This window comes from Streptomyces amakusaensis (genome assembly GCF_039532665.1).
Taxonomy (GTDB): domain Bacteria; phylum Actinomycetota; class Actinomycetes; order Streptomycetales; family Streptomycetaceae; genus Streptomyces; species Streptomyces amakusaensis.
The window spans coordinates 76,477-92,980 of the sequence record NZ_BAAASB010000005.1 but is presented as its reverse complement, the minus strand read 5'-3'; the positions used below and the strand labels follow the sequence as shown (position 1 = coordinate 92,980).

Genomic DNA, 16,504 nt, shown 5'->3' with positions numbered 1-16,504 from the left:
CGCCCGCCCCGGGCGGCTCCCGGCGATTCCCGAGCGAGTGAAGTGAGCGGTGTGAGCGGTGTGAGCGGTCTGACCGGGATACGTTTCGCCTTCGGCACCCTGACCGTGCTGCCCGTCCGCCTCACCCGCTGGGACCGCGAGGCCGCGCGGGCGGGCATGCTCTGCGCCCCGCTGGCCGGTCTGGTGGTGGGTCTGGCGGCCGCGGTCACGGGCGGGGCGCTCCAGCTGCTGGGGGCCGGGTCCGCGCTCGCCGCCGTCGCGGCCGTCGCCGTGCCCGCCGTTCTCACCCGGGGGCTCCATCTGGACGGGCTCGCGGACACCGCGGACGGCCTGGGCAGCGGGAAGCCCGCCGAGGACGCGCTGCGGATCATGAAGCAGTCGGACGTCGGACCGTTCGGCGTGATCACTCTGCTGTTCGTCCTGCTCGCCCAAGTCGCCGCCCTCGCGCAGCTGTACGACCGAGGCTGGGCCCACGGCGCGCTCGCCGCCGTGACCGCCGGGGTCACCGCACGGCTCGCCCTCACCCTCGCAGCCCGCCCGGGGATCCCCGCCGCCCGCCCCGGGGGCCTGGGCTCGGCGGTCGCCGAGACCGTCCCCGTACGCACCGCCCTGGCCGTCACCGCGCTGGTCACCGCCTGCTGCGCGGGCGCCGGCGCGCTCCTGGGCGGGTACGGCGCGGTGCACCAGGCGGTCGCGGTCCTGGCCGGGCTCGCGGGGGCCCAGCTGCTGCTGCGTCACTGTGCGCGCCGGTTCGGCGGGGTGACGGGCGATGTGTTCGGCGCTCTCGCCGAGACGGCGGCGACGGTCGCGCTGGTGGCGCTGGCCCTGGGCTGAACGGCCGCTCAGCGCCTCCGGGGGCGGCCCGGGCCGGGCGGGGAAGCGGCTCCGCCGTGATCGGGATACGTGACCGCGCGTACGCTTTTCCCCTGGCGGGGTGTTGACCTATCCCCCCAACGGCCCCCAAAGGCCCTGGAAACTCAACGGAAGCGAGATTTCACCACCGTGACTGCTCTCACTCTCAGCACTGCCGGCGCTGCGACGCTGCGCGCCGACGCCCTCGTCGTCGGCATCGCGAAGGGCGCCAAGGGCCCGGTGGTCGCGCCGGGCGCGGAGGCCGTGGACAAGGCGTTCGACGGAAAGCTCGCCGCCGTACTGGAGACCCTCGGGGCCACCGGCTCCGAGGGCGAGGTGACGAAGCTTCCCTCGCCCTCCGGCTTCAAGACCCCGGTCGTCCTCGCGGTCGGCCTCGGAACCCTGCCGGGCAAGGACGAGACCTACGGCCTGGAGACCCTGCGCCGGGCCGCGGGCACCGCCGCCCGGGTGCTGACCGGGTCCAAGAAGGCCGGCTTCGCCCTGCCGATCGAGGACGCGGAGGACGCCGGGGCCGTGGCCGAGGGCGCGCTGCTGGGGGCCTACGCCTTCACCGCGTACCAGGGCGGCGGGAAGAAGGCCGCCAAGGGCGGCGGTCCCAAGCAGGCGCTCGCCGAGGTGGCCCTGCTGGGCGCGAAGCCGCGCGACAAGGCGTTCAAGGCCGCCGCCGAGCGCGCCGTCGCGATCGGCGAGGAGCTGAACCGCGCCCGCGACCTGGTCAACACCCCGCCGAACGACCTCACCCCCGACGCCTTCGCCGTGCTGGCCGCCGCCGCCGGCAAGGAGCACGGGATCAAGGTCCAGATCCTCGACGAGAAGGCCCTCCTCAAGGGCGGCTTCGGCGGCATCATGGGCGTCGGCCAGGGCTCGCAGAACCCGCCGCGCCTGGTGAAGCTGAGCTACACCCACCACAAGGACGCCAAGACCCTCGCCCTGGTGGGCAAGGGCATCACCTACGACTCGGGCGGCATCTCGCTGAAGCCCGCCGGGCACAACGAGACGATGAAGTGCGACATGGCCGGCGCCGCCGCCGTGTTCGCGGCCGTCGTCGCCGCCGCCCGGCTGGGCATCGCGGTCAATGTCACCGGCTGGCTCGCGCTCGCCGAGAACATGCCCTCGGGCTCGGCCACCCGCCCGGGTGATGTGCTGCGGATGTACAGCGGCAAGACGGTCGAGGTGCTCAACACCGACGCCGAGGGCCGGCTGGTGCTGGCGGACGCGCTGTGGAAGGCCTCCGAGGAGCACCCCGACGCGATCGTGGACGTGGCGACGCTGACCGGCGCGATGATGGTCGCGCTGGGCAACCGCACCTTCGGCGTGATGGCCAACGACGACGCGTTCCGCACCGCGGTCCACGAGACGGCGGAGGAGGCCGGCGAGCAGTCCTGGCCGATGCCGCTCCCGCCCGAGCTGCGCAAGGGCATGGACACCCCCACCGCCGACATGGCCAACATGGGCGAGCGGATGGGCGGCGGCCTGGTCGCCGGCCTCTTCCTCCAGGAGTTCGTGGGCGAGGACATCGCCTGGGCGCACCTGGACATCGCGGGCCCGGCGTACAACGAGAGCGCGCCGTTCGGCTACACCCCCAAGGGCGGCACCGGCTCCTCGGTGCGCACCCTGGTGCGGCTGGCCGAGCGGATCGCCGACGGCGAGCTGGGCTAGTCACCCGGAGTCACCCTCGGTGCCTCACGGTGCCTCTCGGTACGGCCCCGCCCCGGCTCGGGCGGGGCCGTACCGCGTGAGCGGGCGGTCCGGCGCGGTCCGGCGTGGTCGGCGTGTCCCGAAAACGCCGTTCGCTGTGGATGAAACATCCCTTCCGGTGGAATCGGCCCGGCCGCCGGAATGTTATTACCTGTGAGTAACTCCTGAGGTGATCGATCAGACGCCACAAGAGACCGGCCCCGCGTCCCGTCTTTCCGCAACAAGTGCGAAGATGGGTCCTCGGCAGGACAGGGCCCGACCTAAGGGCCGACGAGACATCGGCCGCACACCAGCCGAACGGCCGGTTTCCCCCGGGTGAGGGGGCCCCGGTGCCCGGCGCACATGCATGGAGGACGTGACGTGGCGAACGACGCCAGCACCGTTTTCGACCTAGTGATCCTCGGCGGCGGTAGCGGCGGTTACGCTGCGGCGCTGCGCGGAGCTCAGCTGGGTCTCGACGTCGCCCTGATCGAGAAGGACAAGGTCGGCGGCACCTGCCTGCACCACGGCTGCATCCCGACGAAGGCTCTGCTGCACGCCGGCGAGATCGCCGACCAGGCGCGCGAGTCGGCCCAGTTCGGTGTCCGCGCCACGTTCGAGGGCATCGACGTCGCGGCCGTGCACAAGTACAAGGACGAGGTGATCTCGGGCCTGTACAAGGGACTCCAGGGTCTGATCGCCTCCCGCAAGATCACCGTGATCGAGGGCGCGGGCCGCCTCTCCTCGCCGACCTCGGTCGACGTCAACGGCCAGCGTGTCGAGGGCCGTCACATCCTGCTGGCGACCGGCTCCGTGCCGAAGTCGCTGCCGGGTCTGGAGATCGACGGCAACCGGATCATCTCCTCCGACCACGCGCTGAAGCTGGACCGCGTCCCGCAGTCCGCGATCGTGCTGGGCGGCGGCGTCATCGGCGTCGAGTTCGCCTCCGCGTGGAAGTCCTTCGGGGCCGACGTCACCGTGATCGAGGGTCTCAAGCACCTGGTCCCGGTCGAGGACGAGAACAGCTCCAAGCTTCTTGAGCGCGCGTTCCGCAAGCGCGGCATCAAGTTCAACCTGGGCACCTTCTTCGAGAAGGCCGAGTACACCCAGGACGGCGTCCGCGTCACCCTCGCGGACGGCAAGACCTTCGAGGCCGAGGTGCTGCTCGTCGCCGTCGGCCGCGGCCCGGTCTCCGCCGGCCTCGGCTACGAGGAGCAGGGCGTCGCGATGGACCGCGGCTATGTCCTCGCGGACGAGTACATGCGGACGAACGTCCCCACGATCTCGGCCGTCGGCGACCTGGTCCCGACGCTCCAGCTCGCGCACGTCGGCTTCGCCGAGGGCATCCTGGTGGCGGAGCGGCTCGCCGGTCTGACCACCGTTCCGATCGACTACGACGGCGTGCCCCGGGTGACCTACTGCCACCCCGAGGTCGCGTCCGTCGGGATCACCGAGGCCAAGGCCAAGGAGATCTACGGCGCGGACAAGGTCGTGGCCCTGAAGTACAACCTCGGCGGCAACGGCAAGAGCAAGATCCTCAAGACCCAGGGCGAGATCAAGCTCGTCCAGGTCAAGGACGGTGCCGTGGTCGGCGTCCACATGGTCGGTGACCGGATGGGCGAGCAGATCGGCGAAGCTCAGCTGATCTACAACTGGGAGGCTCTGCCGGCCGAGGTCGCGCAGCTCATCCACGCGCACCCGACGCAGAACGAGGCGCTCGGCGAGGCCCACCTGGCGCTCGCGGGCAAGCCTCTGCACGCCCATGACTGAGCCCCTGGCGCGCGACGACCACTTCCGCACTTTCGTAAGGAGCAACTGAAACCATGTCGGTTTCCGTAACCCTTCCGGCGCTCGGTGAGAGCGTCACTGAGGGCACTGTCACCCGCTGGCTCAAGGCCGAGGGCGAGCGCGTCGAGGCCGACGAGCCGCTGCTCGAGGTCTCGACCGACAAGGTCGACACCGAGATCCCCTCGCCGGTCGCCGGCATCCTGGCGTCCATCAAGGTCGCCGAGGACGAGACGGTCGAGGTCGGCGCCGAGCTGGCCGTCATCGACGACGGATCGGGCGCCCCCGCGGCGGCCCCGGCCCCGGCCGCCGAAGAGGCTCCGGCCCCCGCCGCCGAGCCGGCCGCCGCCCCCGCCCCCGCGCCCGTCGCGGAGGCCGTACCGGCCGCCGAGGCTCCCACCGCCCCGGCCCCGGTCCAGGCCGAGGCCCCGGCCGCCCCGGCCGGCGGTGCCACCGGCACGGACGTGGTCCTCCCGGCGCTCGGCGAGAGCGTCACCGAGGGCACCGTCACCCGCTGGCTCAAGGAGGTCGGCGACTCCGTCGACGCCGACGAGCCGCTGCTCGAGGTCTCCACGGACAAGGTCGACACCGAGATCCCCGCGCCCGTCGCCGGTGTGCTGCTGGAGATCGTGGTCGGCGAGGACGAGACCGCCGAGGTCGGCGCGAAGCTGGCCGTGATCGGCGCTCCGGGCGCGGCTCCGGCCGCTCCCGCCGCACCGGCCGCCCCGGCACCCGCCGCCGCCCCCGCGCCTGTCGCCGCCCCGGCCCCGGCCCCGGCCGCTCCGGCACCCGTCGCGGCTCCGGCTGCTCCGGCTCCGGCTCCGGCTCCGGCTCCGGCTCCGACCCAGGTCGCACCCGCCGCACCGGCCCCCGCTCCGGCAGCCGCACCCGCCCCCGCGCCCGCCGCCCCGGCTCCGGCCCCGGCCGTCTCCTCGGGCGACGCCTACGTGACCCCCCTGGTCCGTAAGCTCGCCACGGAGAACGGCGTGGACCTGTCCGAGGTCAAGGGCTCCGGCGTCGGTGGCCGCATCCGCAAGCAGGACGTCGTCGCCGCCGCGGAGGCCGCCAAGGCCGCCGCCCAGGCTCCGGCCGCTCCCGCCGCCGCTCCGTCGGCCGCCGCCCCGAAGGCCGCCAAGGCCCTCGAGGTGTCCCCGCTGCGCGGTCAGACGGTCAAGATGACCCGGATGCGCAAGCTCATCGGCGACAACATGATGAAGGCGCTGCACAGCCAGGCGCAGCTGACCTCGGTCGTCGAGGTCGACATCACCAAGCTGATGAAGCTGCGCGCCCAGGCCAAGGACAGCTTCGCGGCCCGTGAGGGCGTCAAGCTCTCCCCGATGCCGTTCTTCGTCAAGGCCGCCGCCCAGGCGCTGAAGGTCCACCCGATCATCAACGCCCGGATCAACGAGGACGAAGGCACCATCACGTACTTCGACTCGGAGAACATCGGCATCGCCGTGGACTCCGAGAAGGGTCTGATGACGCCGGTCATCAAGGGCGCGGGCGACCTGAACATCGCCGGCATCTCCAAGAAGACCGCCGAGCTGGCCGGGGCCGTGCGCTCCAACAAGATCCGCCCCGACGACCTCGCGGGCGCGACCTTCACGGTCAGCAACACCGGTTCGCGCGGCGCGCTCTTCGACACGGTCATCGTGCCGCCGAACCAGGCGGCCATCCTGGGCATCGGCGCGACGGTCAAGCGCCCGGCGGTCATCGAGACCGCCGAGGGCACCGTCATCGGCGTCCGGGACATGACCTACCTGTCCCTCTCCTACGACCACCGTCTGGTGGACGGCGCGGACGCCGCCCGTTACCTGACGACGGTCAAGGCGATCCTCGAAGCAGGCGAGTTCGAGATCGAGCTGGGTCTGTAGACCCAGTCGGCCATGTGACACCACGCCCCGCCCGGAACACTCCGGGCGGGGCGTCTCGCGTTCTTCCCGCCCGCCACCCCGCAGGGCAGACATGCCCTACCCCCACGAAGGGGATAATCGGTGGGCTGTACCCGCCCTGAAGGAGCCCCCACATGACCCCGCCCGTCGTCCATTCGCTGCGCGAGCAGATCCGCGCGCACATCGTGGAGGGGATCGTCAGCGGACGCTGGAAGCCGGGTGAACGGATCGTTGAGCGCGGTATCGCGACCGAGCTCCAGGTCTCCCAGACGCCGGTCCGGGAGGCGCTGCGGGAGCTGGAGAGCCTGCGGCTGATCGAGTCCGCGCCCAACAAGGGCGTCCGGGTCCGCAACCTCACGGCGGCGGACCTGGAGGAGAGCTATCCCGTACGGGCCGGTCTGGAGCAGATCGCCGCCGAGCTGGCGGCCGACCGGCTGGCCCGGGACTGCTCGGCGCTGGAGCCGCACGTCGCGGCGCTGTACGCGGCGGACCGGGCGGGCGACTCGGCCGGCCAGGTGCGGCACACGGTCGGCTTCCACCGGGAGCTGGTCCGCGCGGCCGGGAACGCGGTGCTGCTGCACACCTGGGAGGGGCTGGGCATCGAGGTCTTCACGGCCCTGTCGATCCGCTGGCTGGGCACCGTGCAGCAGTCGTACGCCGAGGAGCACCAGGCGCTCGTGGAGGCCTTCCAGCGCTGCGACCCGGCCATCGGGGCCCTGGTCAAGGCCCATGTCCTCGGCTGCGCGCCCCGACCGTGACCGGTACCGCCACTACGGCACCCGGTGCCCTGTTTCGGGGCACGGAATGCCAATTTCGCTCTCCGGAGAACTTTTACCTCCGAATACTTTGATCGATCATCGATCAGCGGCTTACAGTCACCTTTGGGCTTCACCCGGCCCGTCGCCCTGTCCTGCCAGACATGGCCCCTTTAACTTTCCCCCCAGTCCGGAAGGCGGCGACATGACCGACCCCGTAGCCAAGCTTCCGAGCGAGCTCGACCAGCTCCCGGACCGCGACGCCGAGGAGACCGCCGAGTGGGCGGCCTCCCTCGACGCCGTCGCCCAGCACGCCGGCACCCATCGCGCCGCGTACCTGATGCGCCGTACCCTCCAGCACGCCGAGACCGCCGGGGTTCCCATACCCCGGCTGCTGGAGACGGACTACGTCAACACCATCCCCACCGCCGCCGAGCCCGCACTCGACGGTGACGAGGCGCTGGAAGCGCGGATCACCGCGTGGAACCGCTGGAACGCCGCCGCCATGGTGACGCGCGGCTCCCGGCTCGGCGTCGGCGGCCACATCGCCACCTTCGCCTCCGCGGCCTGGCTCTACGAGACCGGCTTCAACCACTTCTTCCGGGGCAAGGAGGCGGACGGCAGCGGCGACCAGCTCTACATCCAGGGCCACGCCTCCCCCGGCATCTACGCCCGCGCCTTCCTCGACGGCCGGCTCACCGAGGCCCACCTCGACAACTTCCGCCAGGAGGCGGGCGGCGAGGGTCTGCCCTCGTACCCGCACCCGCGCCGGCTGCCCTGGCTGTGGGAGTTCCCCACCGTCTCCATGGGTCTGGGCCCGCTCTCCGCGATCTACCAGGCGCGGTTCAACCGCTATCTGCACAACCGCGGCATCAAGGACACCTCGCAGTCGCACGTCTGGGCCTTCCTCGGCGACGGCGAGATGGACGAGCCCGAGTCCACGGCTGCCCTGGCGCTGGCGGCCCGCGAGCGCCTCGACAACCTGACCTTCGTCATCAACTGCAACCTCCAGCGCCTCGACGGCCCGGTCCGCGCGAACTTCCGGGTCGTCCAGGAGCTGGAGGCGCAGTTCCGCGGCGCCGGCTGGAACGTCGTGAAGACGCTGTGGGGCTCCGCCTGGGACGAGCTGTTCCAGCTCGACACCACGGGCGCGCTGGTCCGCCGGCTGCGCGCCGTCCCGGACGCCCAGTTCCAGACGTACGCCACCCGTGACGTCGCGTACATCCGCGAGCACTTCTTCGGCGCGGAGCCGGCCCTCGCCGAGCTGGCGAAGCTGCTGACCGACGCGAAGATCGCCGAGTGCTTCTACACCTCCCGCGGCGGCCACGAGGCCCGCAAGGTGTACGCGGCCTACCGCGCGGCGCTCGCCCACGAGGGCGCGCCGACCGTGGTGCTGGCGCAGACCGTCAAGGGCTTCACCCTGGGCAAGGGCTTCGAGTCGAAGAACGCCAACCACCAGATGAAGAAGCTGTCGATCGACGAGTTCAAGGGCATGCGCGACCTGCTCGACCTCCCGATCGCCGACAGCGCCTTCGAGAGCGGTGTGGTGCCCTACGGCCACCCCGGCGCCGACTCGCCCGAGGTCCGCTACCTCCAGGAGCGCCGCGCGGCCCTCGGCGGCCCCGCCCCGGCCCGCCGGGTGCACGCCGTCGCGCTGCCCGCCCCGGAGGAGCGCGCCTTCAAGGCCCTGGAGAAGGGCTCCGGCAAGCAGGAGATGGCCACCACCATGGCGTTCGTACGCCTGGTGAAGGACCTGATGCGGGACAAGACGACCGGCAGGCGCTGGGTCCCGATCGTCCCCGACGAGGCCCGTACCTTCGGTATGGAGTCCCTCTTCCCGTCGGCCGGCATCTACTCCCCGCTGGGCCAGACGTACGAGCCGGTCGACCGCGACCAGCTGATGTACTACCGGGAGGCCAAGGACGGCCAGATCCTCAACGAGGGGATCACCGAGGCCGGCTCCATGGCCGACTTCATCGCCGCCGCCACGTCGTACGCGACGCACGGCGAGCCGATGATCCCGTTCTACATCTTCTACTCGATGTTCGGCTGGCAGCGCACCGGCGACCAGATGTGGCAGCTCGCCGACCAGCTCGGCAAGGGCTTCATCGTCGGCGCGACCGCCGGCCGCACCACGCTGACCGGTGAGGGCCTCCAGCACGCGGACGGCCACTCGCACCTGATCGCGGCCACCAACCCGGCCTCGCTCAACTACGACCCGGCGTTCGCGTACGAGATCTCCGTGATCGTCAAGGACGGTCTCCGCCGGATGTACGGCGAGAACCCTGAGGACGTCTTCTACTACCTCACCGTCTACAACGAGCCCAAGCCGCAGCCCGCGATGCCCGAGGGCGTCGAGGAGGGCATCCTCAAGGGCCTGTACCGCTTCAAGGAGGGCGTGCCCGCCTCCGCGAGCGCGCCCAGGCTCCAGCTGCTGGCCTCCGGCACGGCGATCCACTGGGCCCTGGAGGCCCAGGGCCTGCTCGCCGACGAGTGGGGCGTCACGGCCGACGTCTGGTCCGCGACCTCCTGGGGCGAGCTGCGCCGGGACGCGCTGGAGTCGGACGAGGCGCTGCTGCGGGGCGAGCAGAGCACCCCGTACATCCGCAAGGCGCTGGAAGGCGCCCCGGGCCCGGTCCTCGCGGTGAGCGACTGGATGCGTCAGGTCCCCGACCAGATCAGCCAGTGGGTGGAGCAGGACTGGTCCTCGCTCGGCACCGACGGCTTCGGCATCTCGGACACCCGGGTGGCGGCCCGCCGCCACTTCGGCGTGGACGCGCAGTCGATCACCGTCGCGGCGCTGGCGCAGCTGGCGCGGCGCGGCGAGGTCCCGGCCTCGGTGGTCAAGGAGGCTCGGGAGCGCTACGGCCTCTGAGCACCCCGTACGCACCTCGTACAGCCATGAGGTGATCACCCCGGGCCGCCGTCCTCGCGACGGCGGCCCGGGGTGATCGCTGTTTTCCGGGCTGTTTCCCGGGTTCCGTGTTGACCTTGACCCCGTGTGAAGCCCTGGAGTGAGGACATCATGTTCACCATCGGAGACTTCGCCAGGCACGGCCGGGTTTCGCCCCGGATGCTGCGGCACTACGACGCGCTGGGGCTGCTGCGCCCCGAGCGCGTCGACCCGTTCAGCGGCTACCGCCACTACGCGGCGGCGCAGCTCGCGCGGCTCAACCGGATCATCGCCCTGAAGGATCTCGGCTTCACCCTGGAACAGGTGGGGCGGATCCTTGAGGAGCGGGTGAGCACGGAGGAGCTGCGCGGGATGCTGATGCTGCGGCGGGCCGAGCTGGAGCAGACGGCCGCCGAGGCGGCGGCCAGGCTGGGCCAGGTCGAGGCGAGGCTCCGTTCGATCGAGAGCGAGGGGCACATGCCCAGCGACGACGTCATTGTGAAGAGCGTTCCCCCGGTGCGGGTGGCCGAGCTGACCGCCGTCTCCGCCAGTTACGCGCCCGAGCACATCGGCCCGGTGATCGGTCCGCTGTACGGCGAGCTGTTCGCGCGGCTGGAGGCGGCGGGGATCACGCCCGTCGGGCCCGGCATCGCCCACTACGAGGACGCGCCGGAGGGCGAGGGCGCGATCCTGGTGCACGCGGCCGTGACGGTCTCGTCCTCGGTGCCCCCGGGCCCGGCGGACGGCTTCACGGTGGTCGATCTCCCGGCGCTGGAGCGCGCCGCGACGATCGTGCACCGGGGTTCGATGGACGAGGTGCTGGCCACGGCCCAGACCCTGGCCCGCTGGATCGACGCGGGCGGGCACCGGGCGGCGGGGTACGCGCGCGAGGTGACCCTCGAATGCCCCGAGGACCGCTCCCGGTGGGTCACCGAGCTTCAGGAGCGGCTGGTCTGACGGCCGGGCGCGGGGCGGTCATCATGGGGGGATGCGCGCTGCCCGGCTGATCAAGATGGTGCTTCTGCTCCAGTCCCGGCCCTCGATGACCGGTCCGGAGCTCGCCCGTGAGCTGGCGGTCTCGGAGCGGACCGTCACCCGGGACGCGCTCGCGCTCTCCGAGGCCGGGGTCCCGGTCTACGCGGACCGGGGCCGGACGGGCGGCTACCGGCTGATCGGCGGCTATCGCACCCGGCTGACGGGTCTGGGCCGCAGTGAGGCGGAGGCGCTCTTCCTCTCCGGTCTGCCGGGCGCGCTGCGCGAGATGGGTCTGGAGGACGCGGCGTCGGCGGCCCGGCTGAAGGTGTCGGCGGCGCTGCTGCCCTCGCTCAGCGACGCCCCGCGCAGCGCGGCCCGGCGCTTCCATCTGGACGCCCCGGGCTGGTACCAGGAGCCCGAGACCCCGCCGCTGCTGGCGGACGTCGCCGAGGCGGTCTGGGAGGACCGGCGGATCGTGGCCGCGTACCGCGACCGCCGGGGCGCGGACGTGACGCGGGAGATGGAGCCGTACGGTCTCGTGCTGAAGGCGGGGGTCTGGTATCTGTGCGCCCGGGTGGAGGGCTCCTTCCGGGTGTACCGGCTGGACCGGTTCGGCTCGGTCGAGCCGGAGGGCGGGTGCTTCGAGCGGGACGAGGAGTTCGATCTGCCGGGCTTCTGGGACGAGCGGGCGGCCCAGTTCGCCCGCTCGCTCCTCCGGTCCGAGATCGTCGTACGGGTGAGCGAGGAGGGCGCGCGGCGGCTGCCGTACGCCGTGGACCGCGCCGCCGCCCGCGCCGCGCTGGCGGCGGCGGGCGAGCCGGACGGGCGGGGCCGGGTGACCCTGACGCTGCCGGTGGAGTCCCACGAGGTGGCGTACGCGCAGCTGTACGGGCTCGGGCCGGAGCTGGAGGTGCTGGAGCCGGCGGAGCTGCGGGAGCGGTTCGGGGAGTCGGCGCGGCGGGCGGCGGAGCTGTACCGGCATACGGAGGAGAGCACCTGATCCGCTCGTCAGCGGTACTCCGCGAGGTCCGGCGTCCCTCCCGCCCTCTCCGCGAGCAGGAAGCCCCACACGTCCGGCCGGCTGCCGTCCGTGTCCGTCAGGCCGTACTCCCTCGCGAGCTGTCCGCTGTCGAGCGACCGCCCGTTCCAGCGGGCCCGCTCCCCGTCGGCGGCGAGCGCGGCGACGCCCCGGCCGAGGTAGGCCGGGGACTCGGAGAGCGCCCAGTGGCGCTGCTTCTCGATGCCCTCGCGCCAGTTCTCCTCGGTGAGCCCGAAGAAGTCGAGCATCTCCTCGGAGCGGAGGAAGCCGGGGGTGACGGCCACCGCCGTGCCGCCCACGGACTTCAGCTCCTCGCCGAGGGTGTACGCCATCCGGATCGGGCCGTTCTTCGCGAGGTCGTAGTAGAAGTTCTCGCGGAAGTCCTTGTTGGTGCGGGAGGTGCCGTCGGTGACCTCGACGACCAGCCCGCCGGGGCGGCGCACCAGCAGGGGCAGGGCGATACTGCTGGTGATGATGTGGCTGCGGACGCCGAGATCGAGCATCCTCAGCCCCCTGTCCAGATCGACGTCCCACATCCTGGTGTCGAAGTCGAGCAGGGAGTTCCCGCCCCAGACGTCGTTCACCAGGATGTCGAGCCGGCCGTGGTCCCGCTCCACGCGGGCGATCAGCTCCCGCACCCGCTCGGGCTCCAGATGGTCGGTGGGGACGGCGATCCCCCGGCCGCCCGCCGCCTCGATCAGCTCGGCCGTCCCCTCGATGGTCTCCGTCGCCCGGCCCATCTCGCTGACCTGGTCACGGGTGGTGCGACCGGTGGCGTAGACGGTCGCGCCGGCGGCTCCGAGCTGTACGGCGATGGCCCGCCCCGCGCCCCGGGTGGCTCCGGCGACGAGCGCCACCCTCCCCGACAGCGGTCCGGCGGTCGTCTTCTTCTTCGTCGTTTCCTTCATGGGAGCGACCGTCGCACGGATACCCGACATCTTCTGTCCGCCATTCCCGGCGGATTCCCGGGACCGGTATTTCGGCGGCTCCGCGTGCGCGGGCCCCCTCCAGCCACGATGCTGGACCCGTGATGGACGAGACGGAGTTCTGGGAGATCGTGGACACCACCCGCGAGGCCGCCGAGGGCGACCCCGAGGAACACGCCGATCTGCTGGTCGAGCGGCTGATGCGGCTGGACCCGGACTCCGTGCTGGACTTCGCGCGCCACTTCGAGGCCCGCTACAACCGCGCCTACACCTGGGATCTGTGGGGCGCCGCGGCCGTGCTGCTCGACGGCGCGAGCGACGACGTCTTCGACTACTTCCGCTGCTGGCTGATCGGCCAGGGCCGAGAGATCTTCGAGGGCGCGCTGCACGAGCCGGACGCGCTCGCCGAGCTGCTCGACGACTTCGACGAGGACATCGACGGCGACGGCGAGGAGCTGGGGTACGCGGCGGACGAGGCGTATGAGCAGCTCACCGGGGTCGTGGCACCGGATCTGGGGATCACCGCGCAGAGCGCGGAGCCTGCGGGCACCCCCTTCGACTTCGACGACGAGGGTGCGCTGGCGGGCCGCTTCCCCCGGCTGTGGGAGCGCTTCGGCAACGACTGACCGTCCGCTGCAGGAATCAGAGCAGGGCGCGGCCCATCATCACGTCGTCCACATACCGGCCGGCGATCCAGAACTCGCCCCGCAGCACGCCCTCGACCTCAAAGCCCTCGGACTCGTACAGGGCGCGCGCCGGCGCGTTGTGCCCCAGCACCCGCAGCGTGACGCGGACCGCGCCCTCCTCGCGCGCCCGCTCGCACGCCGCCCTCACCAGCGCCCGGCCGACCCCCTGCCCGCGCGCGGCGGCGGCGACGGCCAGCCCCTGCACCTGGCGCACATGCCGATTGCAGGCGAGCGGGGTGGGCGGGGTGATCCGGGTGTAGCCGACGACCGTGCCCGCCGCGTCCTCGGCGACGATGAACTCACCGGGCGGATGCCGGTCGAAGAACGGCGCGCCGAGCACCGGACGCGGAAGCACCGCGTGCAGGGTCGACCAGCTGTCGTGGTCGAGCCGGTTCAGCGCCTGCTCGTCGTCGGGCAGGCCCTGCCTCGTCCGTATCGGCGTCACCGGTGCCGCCTCCCGTGTCTCCCGCATGGGACAACTGTGTCACGGGGTGGCCAGGGGGCAGGATGTTTTCATGCGGATCGCGATCGCGGGCTCCTCCGGACTCATCGGCTCAGCACTGGCACGCTCACTGCGCTCGGACGGCCACGAGGTGGTGGCCCTGGTCCGCCGCCCCGCGCGGTCGGCGGCCGAGGTCGAGTGGGACCCCCTCCGGCAGACGGTGGACACGGCCGGGCTCGACGGCTGCACAGCCGTGGTGAACCTCTCCGGCGCGGGCATCGGCGACCACCGCTGGACCGATGCGTACCGCAGGGAGATCCGGGACAGCCGGGTGCTGGGCACCGCCGCGCTCGCGGAGGCGGTCACCCGGCTGGACACCCCGCCCGAGGTGCTGCTGTGCGGCAGCGCGGTCGGCTACTACGGCGACACCGGCGACCGCGCGGTGGACGAGAGCGCGCCGCCCGGCGACGGCTTCCTCCCCAACGTCTGCGTCGAGTGGGAGGAGGCCGCCGCCCCCGCCGAGGAGGCGGGCATCCGCACCGTCTTCGCCCGCACCGGCCTGGTCGTCTCCCGCGAGGGCGGTGCCTGGGCCCGGCTGTTCCCCCTGTTCCGCGCCGGACTCGGCGGCCGGCTGGGCGACGGCCGCCAGTACTGGAGCTTCATCTCCCACCACGACGAGGTCGCCGCCCTCCGGCACATCCTCGACACCCCCGCCCTCTCCGGCCCGGTGAACTGCACCGCCCCCTCCCCCGCCACCAACCGCGAGATCACCGCCGCCATGGGCCGCCTCCTCCACCGCCCCACCCTCCTCCCCGTCCCCGGCGCCCTCCTCGGCCTCGCCCTCGGCGACATGTCCTCCGACATCCTCGGCAGCCAGCGCGCCCTCCCCACCAAACTCCTCTCCTCCCACTTCACCTTCGCCTTCCCCACCATCACCCAGTCCCTCACCGCCGCCCTGGCCCGCCACTAGCAAAATCAGCCCCTCCGGCGTTTGAGGAGCGGGGCTCGGGGCGGAGCCCCGACCCGGACCCGCACCGGACGTGCGGCCCCACACCGGCCCCCGCCGGAGGCGCAACGCGCCCCCCGCGCTCCGTTGCCCCACCCCATGCGCGCACCCCCACCCCCCACCCCCTCCCTACCCTCAGTGCGAACCCCGGCTCTCCGGGCGGCCCCGCGCCGCCCCCGCCGCGCCGACCTCCGGGAGGGCACGTGCTCATCAGCACCGCTCACAGTGCGGATCATGCGGACGTCATCATCGTCGGGGCCGGCATCTCCGGCCTCGCCGCCGCCCACCGGCTGATCAGAGCCGGCGTCAGTGTCAGCGTTCTGGAGGCCGCCCCCCGTCCGGGCGGCAGATTGACGACCGAGGAGACCGACGGCTTCCGGCTGGACCACACCGGGCAGCTGCTCAGCACCTCGTACAGCGAGCTGCGCAGGGTGGCCGCCCTGGTGAATGTGGGGCTGCGCCCGTTCTCGCCGGGGGTGCTCGTGCACAGCGGGGGGCGGCTCCAGCGCTTCGGGGAGACGGTCCGCCGCACCGGAGAGCCCGGAAGCGCGAGGGGCGCACTGACGGTGGCACGCGCCCTGGCAAGCGCCCCCCGGCCGCTGGACGAGGCGAGACTCCGCGCCTCGCTCGTCCGGCTCGCGGGCACCTCGGCGGAGCGGCTGGCGGCCCGCCCGGAGCGTACGGCCGCCGAGGCGCTGTCGGTGCGGGGCCTGCCGCCCCGTACGGTCCAGGGCGTGCTGCGCCCGCTGCTGTCCGCGCTGCTGTGCGATCCGGAGCTGACAACATCGAGCCGCTGCGCCGATCTGGCGCTGCGCGGCTTCGCCCGGGGGCGGCTGTGCGTCCCCGCCGGCGGCTCGGCCGAGCTGCCGGCGCGGCTGGCGGCTGCGCTGCCGGAGGGCACGGTGCTGACGGGCGTACGGGTGACGGACACCGCGATCAACCGGGTGCGCACCCTGGAGCACGGCGAGCTGTCCTGCCGGGCGCTGGTGCTGGCGACCGGGGCGCGGGAGGCGGCCGAGCTGCTGCCGGGGCTGCGGGTGCCGGCGTTCCACCCGGTGACGGTGGTGCACCACACGGCCCCGTGCCCGCCGCCGACGGGCGCGGCGCTGGTGCTGGACGCGGACGGCGGGGGCCCGGTGTCGCACACGGCGGTGATGAGCGAGGTGGATCCGGGCCGAGCGCCGGACGGCCGGGCGCTGATCACCTCGACGGTACTGGGCGCGCCCTCGCGGGAGCTGGCGCGGCGGGCGTCGGCGCAGCTGGCGCGGGTGTACGGGACGCCGACGGACGACTGGGAGCTGCTGGCGGTCCACCACGACCCGTACGCCGTCCCGGCCATGGAGCCCCCGTACGACCTGCACCGGCCCGTACGCGTGCTCGCGGGCCTCTATGTGTGCGGCGACCACCGGGGCACCAGCACGGTCCAGGGAGCCCTGCTCTCCGCCCGCCGCGCGGCCACCGCCGTCCTCCAGGACTTCGCCCTCCGCCCCCGCGAGCCCCGCCCGCGCGCCCGGGCGGCCTGAGCGGCGGATGCACCGTGATGATTCTTCCCGGC

At 72.8% G+C, this 16,504-nt stretch carries 13 protein-coding genes; 11 read left to right on the top strand and 2 right to left on the bottom strand.

Going from position 1 to position 16,504, the window contains the following annotated elements:
• The first annotated feature begins 51 nt into the window (after positions 1–51).
• The 8 genes from cobS (at position 52) to ABD371_RS10320 (ending at position 11,850) form a co-directional block, all read left to right on the top strand.
• Positions 52–834 (top strand): adenosylcobinamide-GDP ribazoletransferase, encoded by a 783-nt coding sequence (gene cobS, locus ABD371_RS10355; RefSeq protein ID WP_344475162.1) that lies wholly within the window; start codon positions 52–54, stop codon positions 832–834.
• Positions 835–1,002: 168 nt separating this feature from the next.
• Positions 1,003–2,532 (top strand): leucyl aminopeptidase, encoded by a 1,530-nt coding sequence (locus ABD371_RS10350; RefSeq protein WP_344475160.1) that lies wholly within the window; start codon positions 1,003–1,005, stop codon positions 2,530–2,532.
• 399 nt (positions 2,533–2,931) lie between these two features.
• Complete coding sequence (gene lpdA / locus ABD371_RS10345; protein WP_344475158.1) at positions 2,932–4,320, top strand: dihydrolipoyl dehydrogenase; 1,389 nt, start codon at positions 2,932–2,934, stop codon at positions 4,318–4,320.
• A gap of 53 nt (positions 4,321–4,373) precedes the next feature.
• Positions 4,374–6,209, top strand: coding sequence for a 2-oxoglutarate dehydrogenase, E2 component, dihydrolipoamide succinyltransferase (gene sucB, locus ABD371_RS10340; RefSeq protein ID WP_344475156.1), 1,836 nt, complete (start codon positions 4,374–4,376; stop codon positions 6,207–6,209).
• A 152-nt stretch (positions 6,210–6,361) separates the two neighbouring features.
• Positions 6,362–6,985, top strand: a complete 624-nt coding sequence (locus tag ABD371_RS10335) for a GntR family transcriptional regulator (RefSeq protein WP_344475154.1) — start codon at positions 6,362–6,364, stop codon at positions 6,983–6,985.
• A gap of 202 nt (positions 6,986–7,187) precedes the next feature.
• Positions 7,188–9,857, top strand: coding sequence for a pyruvate dehydrogenase (acetyl-transferring), homodimeric type (aceE, locus tag ABD371_RS10330; protein WP_344475152.1), 2,670 nt, complete (start codon positions 7,188–7,190; stop codon positions 9,855–9,857).
• Positions 9,858–10,007: 150 nt separating this feature from the next.
• Complete coding sequence (locus ABD371_RS10325) at positions 10,008–10,832, top strand: MerR family transcriptional regulator (RefSeq protein ID WP_344475150.1); 825 nt, start codon at positions 10,008–10,010, stop codon at positions 10,830–10,832.
• A 31-nt stretch (positions 10,833–10,863) separates the two neighbouring features.
• Positions 10,864–11,850: a helix-turn-helix transcriptional regulator gene (locus tag ABD371_RS10320; protein ID WP_344475148.1), complete on the top strand. Its 987-nt coding sequence runs from the start codon at positions 10,864–10,866 to the stop codon at positions 11,848–11,850.
• An 8-nt stretch (positions 11,851–11,858) separates the two neighbouring features.
• Here ABD371_RS10320 and ABD371_RS10315 read toward each other — a convergent pair whose 3' ends face one another.
• Positions 11,859–12,797 carry an SDR family oxidoreductase gene (locus ABD371_RS10315; protein WP_344475146.1) on the bottom strand — a complete coding sequence of 313 codons (939 nt, stop codon included), beginning with the start codon at positions 12,795–12,797 and terminating at the stop codon, positions 11,859–11,861.
• A gap of 122 nt (positions 12,798–12,919) precedes the next feature.
• Between ABD371_RS10315 and ABD371_RS10310 the strand changes: the two genes are divergently transcribed.
• The gene (locus ABD371_RS10310) at positions 12,920–13,441 is read left to right on the top strand and encodes a DUF4240 domain-containing protein (RefSeq protein ID WP_344475739.1); all 522 of its coding nucleotides are present in this window, start codon (positions 12,920–12,922) and stop codon (positions 13,439–13,441) included.
• A gap of 16 nt (positions 13,442–13,457) precedes the next feature.
• Here ABD371_RS10310 and ABD371_RS10305 read toward each other — a convergent pair whose 3' ends face one another.
• On the bottom strand, positions 13,458–13,973 hold the full coding sequence (locus ABD371_RS10305) for a GNAT family N-acetyltransferase (RefSeq protein WP_344475144.1): 516 nt from the start codon (positions 13,971–13,973) through the stop codon (positions 13,458–13,460).
• A 43-nt stretch (positions 13,974–14,016) separates the two neighbouring features.
• Here ABD371_RS10305 and ABD371_RS10300 point away from each other — a divergent pair, with 43 nt between their 5' ends.
• Complete coding sequence (locus ABD371_RS10300) at positions 14,017–14,913, top strand: TIGR01777 family oxidoreductase (RefSeq protein ID WP_344475142.1); 897 nt, start codon at positions 14,017–14,019, stop codon at positions 14,911–14,913.
• Positions 14,914–15,152: 239 nt separating this feature from the next.
• Positions 15,153–16,472, top strand: coding sequence for an NAD(P)/FAD-dependent oxidoreductase (locus ABD371_RS10295; protein ID WP_344475140.1), 1,320 nt, complete (start codon positions 15,153–15,155; stop codon positions 16,470–16,472).
• Positions 16,473–16,504 lie beyond the last annotated feature (32 nt).

Bases quoted from the DNA above. Each gene is read 5' to 3' on its own strand.
- sucB (WP_344475156.1), top strand. From the start codon at position 4,374: ATGTCGGTTTCCGTAACCCTTCCGGCGCTCGGTGAGAGCGTCACTGAG.
- ABD371_RS10335 (WP_344475154.1), top strand. From the start codon at position 6,362: ATGACCCCGCCCGTCGTCCATTCGCTGCGCGAGCAGATCCGCGCGCAC.
- aceE (WP_344475152.1), top strand. From the start codon at position 7,188: ATGACCGACCCCGTAGCCAAGCTTCCGAGCGAGCTCGACCAGCTCCCG.
- ABD371_RS10325 (WP_344475150.1), top strand. From the start codon at position 10,008: ATGTTCACCATCGGAGACTTCGCCAGGCACGGCCGGGTTTCGCCCCGG.
- ABD371_RS10320 (WP_344475148.1), top strand. From the start codon at position 10,864: ATGCGCGCTGCCCGGCTGATCAAGATGGTGCTTCTGCTCCAGTCCCGG.
- ABD371_RS10315 (WP_344475146.1), bottom strand. From the start codon at position 12,797: ATGAAGGAAACGACGAAGAAGAAGACGACCGCCGGACCGCTGTCGGGG.
- ABD371_RS10310 (WP_344475739.1), top strand. From the start codon at position 12,920: ATGGACGAGACGGAGTTCTGGGAGATCGTGGACACCACCCGCGAGGCC.
- ABD371_RS10305 (WP_344475144.1), bottom strand. From the start codon at position 13,973: ATGCGGGAGACACGGGAGGCGGCACCGGTGACGCCGATACGGACGAGG.
- ABD371_RS10300 (WP_344475142.1), top strand. From the start codon at position 14,017: ATGCGGATCGCGATCGCGGGCTCCTCCGGACTCATCGGCTCAGCACTG.